Origin of the sequence: Pseudomonas sp. R11F, from assembly GCF_050312575.1 — a bacterium.
GTDB lineage: Bacteria > Pseudomonadota > Gammaproteobacteria > Pseudomonadales > Pseudomonadaceae > Aquipseudomonas > Aquipseudomonas palleroniana.
Window position 1 is genome coordinate 106905 of record NZ_JBNPJU010000068.1, and the last position, 14793, is coordinate 121697.

Genomic DNA, 14793 nt, shown 5'->3' on the forward strand with positions numbered 1-14793 from the left:
TACGTCCCATGAAGAAGTCGTCTATCGCGTTGTCGTTGTTAATGAGCCTTTCGCCACTGGCCGCTTTCGCCGCCACTGCGCCACTGGACCTGGTAGGCCCGGTGTCGGACTACAAGATCTACGTCACCGAAGAAATCGGTGAACTGGTCACCCAGACCCAGGCGTTCACCGACGCCGTGAAGAAAGGCGACCTGGCCACCGCCAAGAAACTCTATGCGCCGACCCGCGTGCACTACGAGTCGATTGAGCCGATCGCCGAGTTGTTCAGCGACCTCGACGCGTCTATCGACTCGCGTGTCGACGATCACGAGAAAGGCGTTGAAGCCGACGACTTCACCGGCTTCCACCGGATCGAATACGCGCTGTTCTCCAAGAACACCACCGAGGGCCTGGGCGCCCTGGCCGATAAGCTGAACGGCGACGTCAAGGACCTGCAGACCCGCGTCGAAGGCCTGACCTTCCCGCCCGAGAAAGTCGTCGGCGGTGCCGCTGCGCTGCTCGAAGAGGTCGCGGCCACCAAGATCTCCGGCGAAGAAGATCGCTACAGCCACACGGACCTGTATGACTTCCAGGGCAACGTCGATGGCGCGAAGAAAATCGTCGATCTGTTCCGTGGCCAGATCGAGAAGCAGGACAAGGCGTTCCTGGCCAAAGTCGACAAGAACTTCGCCACCGTGGACAAGATCCTGGCCAAGTACAAAACCAAGGATGGCGGTTTTGAGACCTACGACAAGGTCAAGGAAAACGACCGCAAGGCCCTGGTCGGCCCGGTCAATACCTTGGCCGAAGACCTGTCGACCCTGCGCGGCAAGTTGGGCTTGAACTGACCTTTGCGGGCGCCTTCGCCGCTGTCGCGGCGAAGGCGTCTGTGACGTCAGGCGGCCGACGGCTGAAAGCCCTGTAGTGGCGCCCCTTCAGGCTTGAAGGTGTGCGGGTTGATCGCATACCACAGGTTGTTTTTCTGCACGGCATGCAACGGGCGTCCGGCACAGGTGCCGGCGCGACTGCCGGCAGGCTGGCCGGATTCTGCGTTGACGCTGGAGTACACGCCTGCCCCCCAGCGACACTTTTCAAACACAGTTGCAGGCAGGTAGATATCCGCCCCCAGGGCGCGCAACTCTCCGCGCATGAAGTTTTTACCGAAAGCCGCCACCTTCTGCCCCGTTTTCAATACCCCAATGGCGCCATCCAACGGATTGAGCACGCTGCGAAAAAACGGTGATACCCCCGCGAACCCCTGCATGGAAAATGCCCTGCCATTAAATGGCAATACCACTTTCAGCCCTCTGTAAAAGCTCTTCACACCCGCTAACCCACCGGTCACTGCGAACGAGGCGAAATCGATCAATATGCCGCGTACCCCTTGCGCCGTCTTGCCCTCCGCGACATCGGCGAAGGCGCCGACAAAGGGCAGCAGGCCCAAGACCATCCGCAGGTTTTCAGGGCCGAAAACGTCCTCGGAGCCAAACGGGAATGCCCGGCGACGTTGATAGTCGGTGGGCTGGTTGGCATAGCGGAGCAAAGGCTCACGTGGCATGGTAAAGCTGTTACTCAGTACGCCCTCGACAATGCGGCCGGTTTTTTCGCTGCTGAACGTCGTGGGCACCGGCAGCTGTGCGTGCTTTGGATGGCCGGGCATCAACGTGGCAGGCAGGTCGGTCGCGGCCTTTTCGATGATGACCGATGACTGCACGCCGGCTTTCGGCTCGCTGCCAGTTTTATACGCCGCGAAATCAAAGCTGGCAGGTTTTGTGTGCCGGAACTCGCGCCGCACATACGCAAAGGGGCCATGGGGTTTCTGCCCCACTTCGACCTGCCCGCCCAGCGGCAGCGTGTAGCTCAAGTCGTCGCGCTTGACGATACGCATGGCGCCGGGGAACACCTCGAAATACCCGAAGCGAGGCTCGACGGCGCCGGTCTCGTAACGGATCAACGTGCCATGCGTGCCCTTGTGTTCGGCCACCTTGGAATCGGCGCCTTCGTCGTCCTCAATGGCGTCGCCGGTCGCCTCGCGCAAACTGAAGAATTCGATTTGCCCCACTTCAAGGGCCTTACGGTCTTCCAGCGGCAACTGCGCAAACATGAGTTTGAGTACCGTGGCCTGCGCCGCACAACAATCAGCCACGTAGCGCTCGATGGCGGGCGCTACCAGCGGTGCGATTTTCGGCAGTTTTTTGATCCGCTCATCAAAATCCGCCTGGGAAATGCGTGGATGTTCGAACTTGTACTTCGCTTTACCGGCGCGGTATTCGTTCAGCCACGTGTTGAACGCGACCAGCGCACCCGGCGAGTCTTGTTCCGCCAGAAGAAACTCAGTCAACAAAACCTCATGGGGTTGGCCGTGCTGCCTGGGATCCGCCACCCGGCGCAAAGTGAAGCCACGGATTTCATCTTCGCTCATCTCGGGAAACAGCAGCGTCAATTGCTCGACAAGCAGGCGGGTCATCGAGGGCGGCTCGGCCGTCAGCGTCTGGAAGGCGTCGCGGAGGCTGTTTTGCTGCTCGGTGAAGGCTTGTGCAGCCGCCTGGTAGTTTTGCGCGGTGTATTTGCCGTCCAACGGCTTGGGAAACACGCCGGCCATCACGGCCCACTCCAACAAAGGCAGGGTGCCCACACCTTTGATCAACGCCTCCTGCTCCGGGTTTTGCGGTTGCAAGCGTGCCAGGGCATTGACCTGCGTTGCGTTCATCGCCCGCGAACTGCCTGGCCCGGCGAGCGCTTCGGCGATCCCACAGCCCAGACGCATGGCGAGCCATGCCGGGGAACCCATCCGCACGTCATCGGGGCTTTGCTTGAGTACTTGGGGTATTGAGGCAGGCAGTTGTGGGTCGGGCTTGAGCAGCATTTCCGGCGCAGCCTGTGCCAGGAACATATGCGCCAGAAACGGCGCACTTTCAGCGCTGGCGCCTTTTTCCCGCAGGTGCCGCTCGATGTCGGCACGCACTTCTTTTTGCGTGCGTCCGAAATTGGCAGGCTGATAAATCGCGTAGCCGGCTACTTCTCCTGGTTTGCCCGGCAGGCTGCCCTGAAGGTTGAGCTTGAGCGCCGTAGCGAGCAACGCATGACGCTGCGCCCTGGGTAACGGCTGACCATCAGCCACGTCGAAAAGCTTGAGTTCCTTGGCCAAGGCGTCGGCCTGGGTCACGGCAGCGGGCGAATCGAAAAAGGCGGTCAACCGCCGGTCAGGGTCTGCAGACAACGCCTGCCAGGGGTCCGGGGTGGCCAGGAAGCTATCGAACAAACCGGCGACGCTCGCCGCGCCAGTCTTTAGCACTTCACAGTCAGCCGCCGTCAATGCGCCCGGTGTCCAGGTGTAGGGGGTCAAAGCTGCGTAGTCAGCGGTCAGCGGCGGCTCAGGCCATCGCGTGTCGAGCCAAGCCTGCACGTCGCGGCCTTGCTCGAGCGTCGTGGGCGAACTCAGGCCAAAGAAATCCAGTGCCTGGCGCATATCCCAAGTATCGGTGGAGTACAGGGCGTTGCCGGTTTTCTGACTTTGCTCGACCAAGGCTTGTAACCGCCTCTTCATTGCCTGCACGCCAGGGTCGGGATTCTTGCCAACTTCGTCATCGAAGTAGGCTTGCAGGGACCGCCACGTGCCCTTGGCATCACACTGTTGAAGCTCGCCCTGACTGATTCTGAAACGGTCACCGACGCTGTCCAGGCCGATTTTCTCAAGAAAGTCCCGAAACGCCGGTGAGGCGAGCAGCTCGACAAAGGCTTGGCGTGGCAATTGGCTGTTGCGCTCCAGAGAGGAACCCGGTGGCGCCACATAGGCTTGTTCATCCAACCGCAGAGCCTCGCCCTCCTTCAGGCCTCGCAAGCGCTGGCGAAGTTGTTCGGCCAAACCGCCGCGAGCGGTTGCATCGCTGTTCGCCGTCACTGTGCGGGTAAAAGCGTCGCGCCACTGCTGGCGCTTCTCAACGCTGATGGGCGGCCAGCCATTACGCTTGAGCTGTGCCCCCAGCGCGGGTGCCGCCTGCTCGTTCTTCGCAGGTTGCACCCCATAAAAATCCAGGATGATATCCCGCGGGATCGGCTCGGAGGGCATGTTGGCGGGAATCCCCAAGTCACTCGGCGAGAGTATTTTTTGCACCTTGCGAAGCTTGCCGCTGGCCTCCCACCAGCCGGAACCATCGGTGGTGGTAAACCGTACGAAGGTGTCTTTTCCATCGCGACTGACCACGCCCACCACACTGTCGCTGAACACGCGCACCGTAGAGATCTTCAAGCCCTTGGCGCGAAACCAGTCCTGCACTGGCGGCTCGCTGAGTGCCTGTTGGTATTGACTGATAAACGGCCCAATCGAGGCATTTCGCGGGATAAGCGGCTCAGGGGCAACCCCTGAACTCAGCCAGCGCCCCACCTTGGTCTGCAGGGTTGCATCGCCTTTGGGCGCGTTTTCTTCGGAGGGGAATCGACGTGGCGCTTCAGCTACGGCAGCCGTGGCGCCACGCTTGTCTCGCGTTGACGGGTTCGACACCGCCCCATCCGACGCAGGAGGCAGGTGGGAGAACCGGTGGTAAGGGTTTACCTGGATAAGCGACATTTCTATTTCCTCTCTACCAGTCAGAATGGTGAGAGTTCTCGTCCGTAAGAACTGTCGAGAGGAAATCTACAAGTCGCAATTGGGCTCTTTCGTAAGCCAAGTCCCAAAGAGATGCAGGCAGAAACCGGGAATTATCTTGTGACGCTCAGCGCTTACAGAATCCGGTACAACAACCGCTCAATCCGCACCCGACTGACCCGCCGTAAAAACTTGCCTACGGCCGGGGGGTAGTCCACCAGGGACTGCAACTGTTGATAGCCGGCAATACGCGTGGTGTGCTGGAAAATTTGCGCGAGCTCCGCACGTCGCGGCGCCAGCCATTGGCCCTGGGGGTCATCGATCAGCAAACCGTTTTCCAGGTCGAGGCGGAACGCTCGCGGGTTGAGGTTATTGCCCGTGAGCAAGGTGTAGCGTTGGTCGACCCACATGCCCTTGAGGTGGTAGGTGTTGTCGCCGTCGCGCCACAGGTGCAGGTTCAACTGGCCACTGTCGATCACCGGCTGATGCCGCTTGGCGAAGCGGCGCAGGCTGATTTCGTAGAGGTACGGCAACGCTGCGATCACCTTGAACGGCTCGCTGGGCGGGATGTAGAAATCATTGGCGGTTTTGTCACCGACGATGATGTCGACCTTCACGCCTCGCGCCAGGGCTCGGTTGAGTTCCCGGGTCACAGGCAGTGGCAGGTTGAAATACGGGGTGCAGATGGTCAGCTGATGCTGGGCGCTGGCGATCAGTTCTAGGACGACCCGGTTCAGCGGGTTGTTCTTGCCCACGCCCAGCAACGGGCTGACGGCCAGGTGGTTATTGGGCAACTGCCCGGCGGTGGTGTCGTAGGCCGCATGTTTCAGGCGGCTGCGCAGGTCGCCGATGTCGTTGCGCAGGCTGCGGGTGGTGGGCGGGTTGGGCAGGTCCAGGCGATGCACCGCCTTGGAAGCGACCAGGCCATGCTCCACCAGATGCTGCATGGAGTCGGCCAGCGGCTGGCTGTGGATCAAGTGGTAGCGGTCATAACGGTACTTGTCGAACTTGTGCAGGTACACGTTGTTCAGGCTCGCGCCGCTATACAACACGCTGTCGTCGATCACGAAGCCCTTGAGATGCAGCACGCCGAACAGTTCGCGGGTTTGCACCGGCACGCCGTACACCGGCACTTCGCTGGCATGGCTTTGGGTCATGGCCTGGTACCAGGCGCTGTTGCCGGGTTGCTTGCCGGCGCCGATCAGGCCGCGTTGTGCACGCAGCGAGTCGACCACGACCACAATGTCCAGCTCCGGCCGTGCGGCCTTGGCGGCATGTAACGCGTCGTAAATCTCCTGCCCCGCTTCGTCGTGCTGCAAATACAGCGCAACGATGTAGATGCGCCGAGTGGCCTGGGGAATCTTTTCCAGCATGCAACGCCGGAACGCCTCGGCGCCGGACAGCACGTCAATGGCCTCGGGGGTGATTGGAAAACCGCGAAGTTTGGGCAACAGGGAGCGTTTGAAGAACGACGGCATAAGGCTCGCAATGGGTCGAATCCGAAGAGGTCACGAGCTTACACCATGGGTGCGCTCAGGTCTCGCAGTCACGCATTGAAAAAGTTGGTTGACCAAGAAGAACGATCGTTCTACTGTTAGCCACATGAACGACATGACTCCCAGTGAAACCCGCGACATTATCCTCGACGTCACCGAGAAGTTGATCTATCGCCACGGCATCGCCGCCACCGGCATGGATTTCTTGGTGAAAACCGCCGGTGTGTCGAGAAAAAGTATTTATCGCTACTTCGCCAACAAGGACGAGTTGGTGATCGCCGCCCTGCAACGCCGCGATGAGCGCTGGATGCAGTGGCTGCGCGCAGAAGTGGAACGCAGCGAAAGCAGCGGCGAGCGCCTGCTGGCGCTGTTCAGTGCGCTGAAAACCTGGTTTGCGTCGGCGGACTTTCGTGGCTGCGCCTTCATCAACACCAGCGGCGAAACCGGTGACGCGCAAGACCCGGTGCGGCTGTTGGCCAAAGCCCATAAACAGAAACTGTTCGAGTACGCACTTGAACTGTGTGAAGCACATGGCACCCCCGACCCGCAACAGCAGGCCGCGCAACTGCTGATATTGATCGATGGTGCGATAACCGTTGCCTTGGTGATGGGCGATTCAACAGCCGCTGATAATGCGCAATGCATGGCGCGAACGTTATTAGGACTTGAGAACGCGTAAATCCGGCAACTCTCGATAACCCTTATTGTGTCAAGGAACTGCCCAATGTCATCTCTCCCGGAAACACGCCCGCCTTTGCCGCCCTTTACCCGCGAGTCGGCGATCGAAAAAGTTCGCCTGGCCGAAGACGGCTGGAACTCCCGCGACCCACAGCGAGTGTCGCTGGCCTACACCCTGGATACGCAATGGCGTAACCGCGCCGAATTTGCCCACAACCGCGAAGAAGCCAAGGGCTTCCTCACCCGTAAATGGGCCAAGGAGCTGGACTATCGGCTGATCAAGGAATTATGGGCGTTTACCGATAACCGGATTGCGGTGCGGTATGCCTATGAATGGCACGATGACTCCGGCAACTGGTTCCGTTCCTACGGTAACGAGAACTGGGAGTTCGACGAAAACGGCCTGATGGCGAACCGCTTTGCCTGCATCAATGACCTGCCGATCCAGGAAAGCGAGCGCAAATTCCACTGGCCGCTGGGCCGACGCCCGGATGATCATCCGGGGCTGTCCGAACTGGGGCTCTAAACATTTAGAGCGGACGACGGATAACCTGTGGCGAGGGAGCTTGCTCCCGTTGGACTGCGTAGCAGGCCCAGTCTTTTCAAACCAAAAGCTGGGGCCGCTTCGCGGCCCAACGGGAGCAAGCTCCCTCGCCACAGTGACAGCAGCAAGCCCTGACTGACTGGCATTGCACCGCAACCCACTCAGTCCGAGTTCAGGCCAACCCGATACAACACGCCGTCATCCTCATCCGTGAGCACATACAGATAGCCATCCGGGCCCTGCCGTACATCGCGGATGCGGGCTTTCAAGCCGCCAAGCAAACGCTCCTCATGGATCACCTTGTCGCCATCGAACTGCAGGCGTATCAGTTCCTGGCTGGCCAAGGCACCGATGAACACGTTGTGCTGCCAGGGTTTGAAACGATCAGCATCGTAAAACGCCATGCCACTGATGCCCGGTGATTTCTCCCAGACGTGATGGGGCGCCACGGTGCCTTCCACTTCCTTGCCCTTGGCCTCCGGGATCGGCGTCAACGAATAGTCGATGCCGTGAGTCGCCAGCGGCCAACCGTAATTCTTGCCACGCTCGATGATGTTGATTTCATCACCACCGCGAGGCCCATGTTCGTTTTCCCAGATCGTGCCGCTCCACGGGTTCATTGCCAGACCCTGCGGGTTACGCTGGCCATACGACCAGATTTCGGGGCGTACGCCCTGCTGGCCGACAAAGGGGTTGTCCTCCGGCACCCGGCCATCCGGGAAGATGCGCACCACCTTGCCTTGCAACTTGTCCAGGTCCTGGGCCGTCGGGCGATCGTTGTTTTCACCCAAGGTCACAAACAGGTAGCCATCACGGTCGAAAGCCAGGCGCGAGCCGAAGTGGTTACCGGTCGACAACTTGGGTTCCTGGCGCAGGATGACCTTGAAGTCCTTCAAGCCGCTCAAGTCATCGGCCAGGCGCCCACGCCCGACGGCGGTACCGGCCTTGCCCCCCTCGCCACCGCCTTCGGCGTAGGACAGGTACACCAGGCGGTCCTGTTTGAAGTCCGGTGACAGCACGACGTCAAGCAAGCCGCCCTGCCCTTTGGCCCACACCTGAGGTACGCCGGTCAGCGGTGCCGACAGTTTGCCGTCCGGGCTGACGAACCGCAGGTGGCCAGGACGCTCAGTCACCAGGAAACCTTGTTTATCCGGCAGGAATGCCATGGCCCATGGATGCTCCAGCCCCTTGGCGACGGGCATGACGCTGATGCTGCCCTGCTCGCTGGGAAACTGTCGAGCCTGCGCCGCAAACACGGCCGTCAATGGAAGTAGCGTGGTTGCACACATCGCGGCTAGCAGGGTTTTGCGTAGAAACATAAGACGTCGTCCTTACCGGCGATTGCCGTTGGCATCATAGGTGGGTGCTTTGGTTTCGGTCGCGGGCCGGCTGGGGGCGCTGTCGCGCTGGGGATAGCGATTGCCGATACCGCCGTTTTCCAGGGTCGGCGCGGGGCCGCTGGGAACGGCCGGGATACCCCGAGTGGGCGGCGCATTGGGCACCGTACCCTGCATGCTGTTGGGGTTGGCCCGATGAATAGGGCTGTTGTTGGTATCAAAGTGGCCGGGCAGATTTTGCGCCTGGGCCAAGGGCACCAGCGCCAGGCCCAACGCCAATGCAGCGAAATGACGTACACAACGGTTCATGACTATGCCTCTCTGAAGCGGACAACACGTGCTTTCGATAACACGCTACGCCTAGGGTTCGGCATTCGTAACTAAATACTTTCTGATCAGGTGTAACACGATCTGTCCGTGCATCCCTCCGTCGAAACTTTTTCCCGAGCCGGCCAGTCACCAGAAGACCGGCACTTCTCAAGGAATCGCACTTATGCCACGAGCAATCTGGAAAGGCGCCATCAGTTTCGGACTGGTCCACATCCCTGTCTCCCTGGTCTCGGCGACGTCTTCACAAGGCGTCGATTTTGATTGGCTGGACAAACGCAGCATGGACCCGGTGGGTTACAAACGCATCAACAAGACCACCGGCAAGGAGGTCACCAAAGAGAACATCGTCAAGGGAGTGGCCTATGAAAAGGGTCGCTACGTGGTGCTCAGCGAAGAAGAAATCCGCTCAGCTCACCCCAAGTCGACCCAGACCATCGAAATCATCGCCTTTGTCGCCAGCGACCAGATCCCCCTGCAAAACATTGACACGCCCTACTTCCTGGCCCCTGACAAACGCGGCGGCAAAGTCTATGCGCTGCTGCGCGAAACCCTGAAGAAAACCGGCAAGGTCGCCCTGGCCAATGTCGTGCTGCATACCAAGCAGCACCTGGCGGCGCTGATGCCACTGGAATCGGCCCTGGTGCTGGTCATGCTGCGTTGGCCCGCCGAAGTGCGCAGCCTGGACGAACTGGAATTGCCCAGCGACGTCACCAAGCCCAGCCTGGCCAAGGGCGAGCTGGAGATGGCCAAGCGCTTGGTGGAGGACATGAGCGCCGACTGGCAACCGGACGATTATCGCGACAGCTTCCAGGACAAGATCATGGCGCTGGTCGCGAAGAAGGCCAAGGCCGGCAAGATCGAAGACGTGGAATCCAGCGAAGGCAGCGAGGAACGTAAGACCGCCGACGTGATTGACCTCACGGAATTGCTCAAACGCAGCCTGGCCGGTAAACCGGCGAAAAAAGCCGCCCCCAAAAAACCGCGCAAAGCTTCCTGAACCGACCAAAGGAGCCCTTGCCATGCCCAAGCCCCTGAGCGAATACAACCGTAAACGCGACTTCGAGATCACCGCAGAGCCCTCCGGCAGTGCGCCAGGCAACACGCGAGAGGCAGGCGCCCTGTCGTTTGTCATCCAGAAGCACGCCGCACGCAACCTGCACTATGACTTTCGCCTGGAATTGGACGGCGTACTCATAAGCTGGGCTGTGCCCAAAGGCCCCAGCCTGGACCCGAGCCAGAAACGCCTGGCGGTGCATGTCGAAGACCATCCGCTGAGCTACGGGACCTTCGAAGGCAGTATCCCGGCCGGTCAATACGGTGCCGGCGATGTGATCGTCTGGGACCGGGGCATCTGGCAGCCCCACGATGACCCGCACAAAGCCTATCGCGCCGGCAGGCTGAAATTCACCCTGGTCGGTGAAAAGCTCTCCGGCGACTGGGCCTTGGTGCGTACCCGCCTCCAGGGCAGTGGCGCCAAGGAACAATGGCTGCTGATCAAGGAAAAGGACCCGCAGGCACGCCCGGCCACCGACTACGATATCGTCGAGGCCGAACCGAACAGCGTTATCAGCAACGCTTCGGTGGGTAAACACACAGCGCGAACCCAGCCTTCTCACGCGCCTGTCGCCGTCCCGGCACAACGCTCCGCGCAAAAGCGCGCCCCGCGTAGTCAGCTGAACATCACCCATGCCGACCGCGTCATAGACCCGCAGAGCGGCACGCAAAAGCAGCAATTGGCGCAGTTCTATGCACAGATCAGTGATTGGATCCTGCCGTTCCTGCGGCACCGGCCGGTGTCGCTGCTCAGGGCGCCAGAAGGCATTGAGGGCGAACAGTTCTTCCAGAAGCACTCAGAGCGCCTGGCCATTCCACATATCAAGCACCTGGAACCTGCGCTGGACCCAGGCCATGCGCGCCTGATGGAGATCCGCACCACCGACGCGCTGATCGGCGCTGTGCAGATGGGCACAATCGAACTGCACACCTGGGGCGCCACCACGGACAAGATCGAAACACCGGACCAATTCGTACTCGACCTTGACCCGGACCCGGCGCTGCCTTGGAAAAACATGCTGGAGGCGGCGCAACTGACGCTGTCGGTACTCGATGAGCTGGGGCTCGACGCATTCGTCAAGACCAGCGGCGGCAAAGGCTTGCACCTGATCGTGCCATTGGCACGCAGGGACGGCTGGGACACCGTCAAAGCGTTCGCCAAGGCCATCGCACAGTTCATGACCCGGTCACTGCCTGAACGCTTCACGGCCACGAGCGGCCCGAAAAACCGGGTCGGCAAGATCTTTGTCGATTACCTGCGCAACGCCCGTGGCGCCAGTACCGTTGCCGCCTATTCAGTCCGCGCACGACCTGGCCTGCCCGTGTCGGTGCCGATCAGTCGGGATGAATTGAAGGGATTGCAAGGCGCCCAGCAGTGGACGGTGGCGAACCTGCAGGAACGCCTGCAAGGTTTGAAGAACGACCCATGGGCCGGTTATGCCAACCGGCAGCGGATCAGCAAAAAGATGTGGGACAGGCTGGGCGCGCAACCACCGCAGTGATTCGCGCCGCCGCCAGGTTTCAGATGAGAATGAAGATCAGCGCCAAACCTGCAAAAATTGCCCACTTTTCCAGGTAGTAACGCGCACGATTGCGCTTTTTAAGCTCTTTGCCGCGCAGGCGAATCTTGTACAGGCGGGTAAAGGCACGGTTCAAGCCACCGGTCTTGTCGCCGTCGTCATTGGGCGAACCTGCAGCGGCCATCACATTGCGGCTGAACCAACGGTTGAACGCGGCCGCCCAGCGATACTTCATCGGGCGCTCGATATCACAGAACAGAATGATGCGGTTCTGCTGCGTAGCGTTTTCCGCGTAGTGAATGTAAGTCTCGTCAAACATGACTGGCTCGCCATCGCGCCAGTAATAGCTTTCACCGTCCACATTGATGTAGCACGCCGGATCATTGGGTGTATCCAGGCCCAGGTGGTAGCGGTAGGAACCCGCGTAGGGGTCGCGGTGACGCACCAGCTTGGACCCCGGTGGCAGCTCGGCGAACATGGCGGCCTTAATCGAGCCGATGCTCTGCACCAGCTCCGTGGTACGCGGGCACAGCTTCATCGCCGATGGGTGGCTGTCGCCGTACCACTTGAGGTAGAAGCGCTTCCAACCCGACTTGAAGAACGAGTTGAAACCCACGTCGTTGTATTGATCCGAGCGTTTGATCGCCCCTGCCTGCATCAGGTTCTGACCTTCCTTGCGGATCTCCTCCCAATGCTCCTGCAAAGGGCTCAGGTCCGGAAAGTCACTGGCTGACAGAAAAGGACGGCTTGGCTGCTTGGAGAACAGATAAAGAAAGCAGTTGATCGGCGCCAGGAACGTCGAGTGATCGCTGAGTTGGCGGCCCAGCTTGTGCCGCACCCGGCCACGCAGGTGGACATACGCAATAGAGGCAACGTAGAGAAGAACAATGATGAGTTTCAAGGGATTCGTCACAAGTCAGGGAGAGAACAGGCTGCTCCTGTGGCCCATATCAGCCAAGGATGAAAAGGCAGCACCTGAAATCACAATTCACGTACAAGTGGCACACGGCACGCAAGCTCCTGCGACGTGTGACCATTGGCCGGTATTTAGCCACAGTTTGTAACCAAAGGTTAACTAAGAATTGTGAAAAGCTGTCGACTGAATGTGCTGGAGAATTTGTGGGCAGGCGCTCGCGCCCGCCCACGGGCGCAGGTCTTTTACGTCAAGGGTTGATCGTCTTTGCGTTCGCGGCGGGAAAAACTGCTGTCTTCCAATGCTGCGTAGGCTATGGCGCCTTGACGGCTGAGCATGAGGTAGCGGATCAGCGCAATCACCAACCCTAGCAACAGGCCACCCACCAGGCTAAACGCAATGACCAAGGCTTTTTTGGGCTTGACCGGTGCCAATGGCTCCTGGGCGCGGCGGTCGACCGTGACCAACTTGAGGTTGCTCATATCGATGTTAAGACCTCGCAAACGCGCAACTTCAGCGCGTAGCGGCTCGACGTCCTTCAGGAAAATATCTTCATTCCCACGCTTTTTCAGGATCTCGACTTCCCGGTTGGACTCGAGCATCTGAAGTTCCTTGCCGATTTCCGCAATACGAGGGTTGGTGAAATCATCACTGGTTCGCTGCTGCAATGCGGAGCGCTCTGCTTCCAGGGCTTCGGTACCCATGAAATACAGCGGGATCTTCTGATTGTTGACCTCGGTACGCATGACCTGACTCGAACCGCCACGCGAGTCATCGGCCATGGAGGATGGCGTGGTCGGTGTCTTGATCCCCATGGACTTGGCAATGGAGATGGCCTCGGCCAGTTCGGCCAGGCGATTGGTGCGCTCCATCTTCAACTGCAGACGCAAGGCACCTAGCTCATCCTGCAATTGCGCACGCTTGAGTCGATCAGCCTCAAGCAGCTTGGCGATCTTGGATTCCTTTTCGGTATCGTAGTTGGCGCGGGCTGCGTCGATCTTGCCCTTGAGTTCAGTCAAACGGTTATTAACAATGACCTTGAGGTCTGCGCCGACTTGCTCACGTTCGGCTGCGATGGCGTAATCGACGAAGCCGTTGAGAATGCTCACACCGTCAACATCCGTCGGGTACTGCAACTCCAGGCGAATATAGTTGCTCAGCGAGTCTGCTTTCTTTGGGTCCGGCAGGATCAGGTTGACAGAGTTGCGGTTGAAATCCTCAAAGCTCTGTTCCAGGGTTTGCCCAGGCTTCTTGAAAGCCTTGAACAGCTCTTCATGCTCCTTGAAAAAACCCAAGCGGGCTTCGTACGAATCCAACTGAGACCCGACTTTCAATAGAGCATCGGCGGGCGGGAGTTTGTAGACCTCAGAGCGGTTCAAGGCGTCCAATTCGTTGATGGCCGCAGGCCTGAGCACACTGCTGACTTCATAAGTCTTCGGCGCCAGGAAGGCATAACCCGCTCCCAAGACACCCACCAGAAGCGTACAACCCACGATCAGCTTTTTTTGCCGCCAAATACCCTGGAACAATTCAAATAGATCGATTTCATCGGAAGCGACAGCGGGCGGAAGCTGGGAAGTACGATTCAAAATAAGAACACCTCAAAATTGACACTAAAATGCCATCACTCTTCAAAGCCCTATGACTTTAAAAATCAGGGACAACGCCCTGGCACTACAGACTGATGGCAATGTGACCACTGAGTCTGATGAAAGATCCTACGAAGCTGGCGTTTATTTCTGTCTTATATAAGCAAACATCAACTACAACATTCATGTAGGGTCAATGCACTTGGAAGCGTAGCCAATACAACATGAAAAAGCTGTCAAATCGCTGTCTTCTAAAGAAAAATTCCCACACGTCGTCTGGATTATCGTTTTTCATCCGATATAACTGGCTCTTCCACGCGCAGAAAAGGAATTTGCATGCCCTCCCATCCCCACTCCGACTATCAGGCCCTCCAAGGTGCCTGGGAACAGACCGCCCTTGAAGACAGCGGCGTGCTCAACCCAGCCGACGCCCACAGTGCGCCAGGTGCCATTACCACTATTACAGGGGACAGCTTCCAAGTGACGACGGTCGATGGCGATGTCCTGCTGGCCGGCCGGTTTTCCCTGGACGCCAGCACTCACCCCAAAAGCATTACCTGGGTGGACTCCATCGGCGAGGATGCGGGCAAGCAGCTACCCGCCAGCTACCGGCTCGACGGCGATCATTTCGTCTTTATCGCGGCTGATGAAGGCATGCCCAGGCCGACGGTGTTCAGCACCGGCCCGGGGCAAACCATGCGAACGTTATGTGCGGCGCGGTTGAATGGGCGTACATCCGAATGCTCGACAGCTTTTTCACATAGCCTTC

Annotated in this window: 11 protein-coding genes and 1 pseudogene; 6 read left to right on the plus strand and 6 right to left on the minus strand. The window is 59.3% G+C overall.

Annotation, left to right across the window (positions count from 1 at the left end):
- Positions 1-8: 8 nt before the first annotated feature.
- Positions 9-827, plus strand: coding sequence for an iron uptake system protein EfeO (gene efeO, locus ACQRBV_RS22355; protein ID WP_198763112.1), 819 nt, complete (start codon positions 9-11; stop codon positions 825-827).
- 47 nt (positions 828-874) lie between these two features.
- Here the strand turns inward: efeO and ACQRBV_RS22360 are convergent, their stop codons facing one another.
- A complete protein-coding gene (locus ACQRBV_RS22360; RefSeq protein ID WP_411984036.1) occupies positions 875-4546 on the minus strand; it encodes a hypothetical protein in 3672 nt (1223 codons plus the stop codon).
- Positions 4547-4698: 152 nt separating this feature from the next.
- Positions 4699-6042 carry a CDP-diacylglycerol--serine O-phosphatidyltransferase gene (pssA, locus tag ACQRBV_RS22365; RefSeq protein ID WP_411984035.1) on the minus strand — a complete coding sequence of 448 codons (1344 nt, stop codon included), beginning with the start codon at positions 6040-6042 and terminating at the stop codon, positions 4699-4701.
- A gap of 124 nt (positions 6043-6166) precedes the next feature.
- Here pssA and ACQRBV_RS22370 point away from each other — a divergent pair, with 124 nt between their 5' ends.
- Both ACQRBV_RS22370 and ACQRBV_RS22375 read left to right on the plus strand, forming a co-directional pair.
- On the plus strand, positions 6167-6739 hold the full coding sequence (locus tag ACQRBV_RS22370; RefSeq protein WP_060752813.1) for a TetR/AcrR family transcriptional regulator: 573 nt from the start codon (positions 6167-6169) through the stop codon (positions 6737-6739).
- A gap of 45 nt (positions 6740-6784) precedes the next feature.
- Positions 6785-7264, plus strand: coding sequence for a DUF1348 family protein (locus tag ACQRBV_RS22375; RefSeq protein WP_060752812.1), 480 nt, complete (start codon positions 6785-6787; stop codon positions 7262-7264).
- A gap of 179 nt (positions 7265-7443) precedes the next feature.
- Here ACQRBV_RS22375 and ACQRBV_RS22380 read toward each other — a convergent pair whose 3' ends face one another.
- Complete coding sequence (locus ACQRBV_RS22380; RefSeq protein WP_411984034.1) at positions 7444-8601, minus strand: PQQ-dependent sugar dehydrogenase; 1158 nt, start codon at positions 8599-8601, stop codon at positions 7444-7446.
- A gap of 12 nt (positions 8602-8613) precedes the next feature.
- Entirely contained in the window at positions 8614-8928 is a 315-nt protein-coding gene (locus tag ACQRBV_RS22385; protein ID WP_060752810.1) for a hypothetical protein, read from the minus strand.
- Between the two features lie 184 nt (positions 8929-9112).
- Here ACQRBV_RS22385 and ACQRBV_RS22390 point away from each other — a divergent pair, with 184 nt between their 5' ends.
- The gene (locus ACQRBV_RS22390; RefSeq protein WP_060752809.1) at positions 9113-9946 is read left to right on the plus strand and encodes a Ku protein; all 834 of its coding nucleotides are present in this window, start codon (positions 9113-9115) and stop codon (positions 9944-9946) included.
- 22 nt (positions 9947-9968) lie between these two features.
- Positions 9969-11504 carry a DNA ligase D gene (ligD, locus tag ACQRBV_RS22395; protein ID WP_411984033.1) on the plus strand — a complete coding sequence of 512 codons (1536 nt, stop codon included), beginning with the start codon at positions 9969-9971 and terminating at the stop codon, positions 11502-11504.
- Between the two features lie 19 nt (positions 11505-11523).
- Here the strand turns inward: ligD and lpxO are convergent, their stop codons facing one another.
- Together lpxO and ACQRBV_RS22405 are read right to left on the minus strand one after the other, a co-directional pair.
- Complete coding sequence (gene lpxO / locus ACQRBV_RS22400) at positions 11524-12423, minus strand: lipid A hydroxylase LpxO (protein WP_060752807.1); 900 nt, start codon at positions 12421-12423, stop codon at positions 11524-11526.
- A 257-nt stretch (positions 12424-12680) separates the two neighbouring features.
- Positions 12681-14024: a Wzz/FepE/Etk N-terminal domain-containing protein gene (locus ACQRBV_RS22405; protein ID WP_244383583.1), complete on the minus strand. Its 1344-nt coding sequence runs from the start codon at positions 14022-14024 to the stop codon at positions 12681-12683.
- Positions 14025-14360: 336 nt separating this feature from the next.
- On the opposite strand from ACQRBV_RS22405, the pseudogene ACQRBV_RS22410 reads away from it, so the two are divergent.
- Positions 14361-14729, plus strand: a pseudogene (locus tag ACQRBV_RS22410) (TIGR03067 domain-containing protein); the annotation flags it as partial.
- Between the last annotated feature and the right edge of the window lie 64 nt (positions 14730-14793).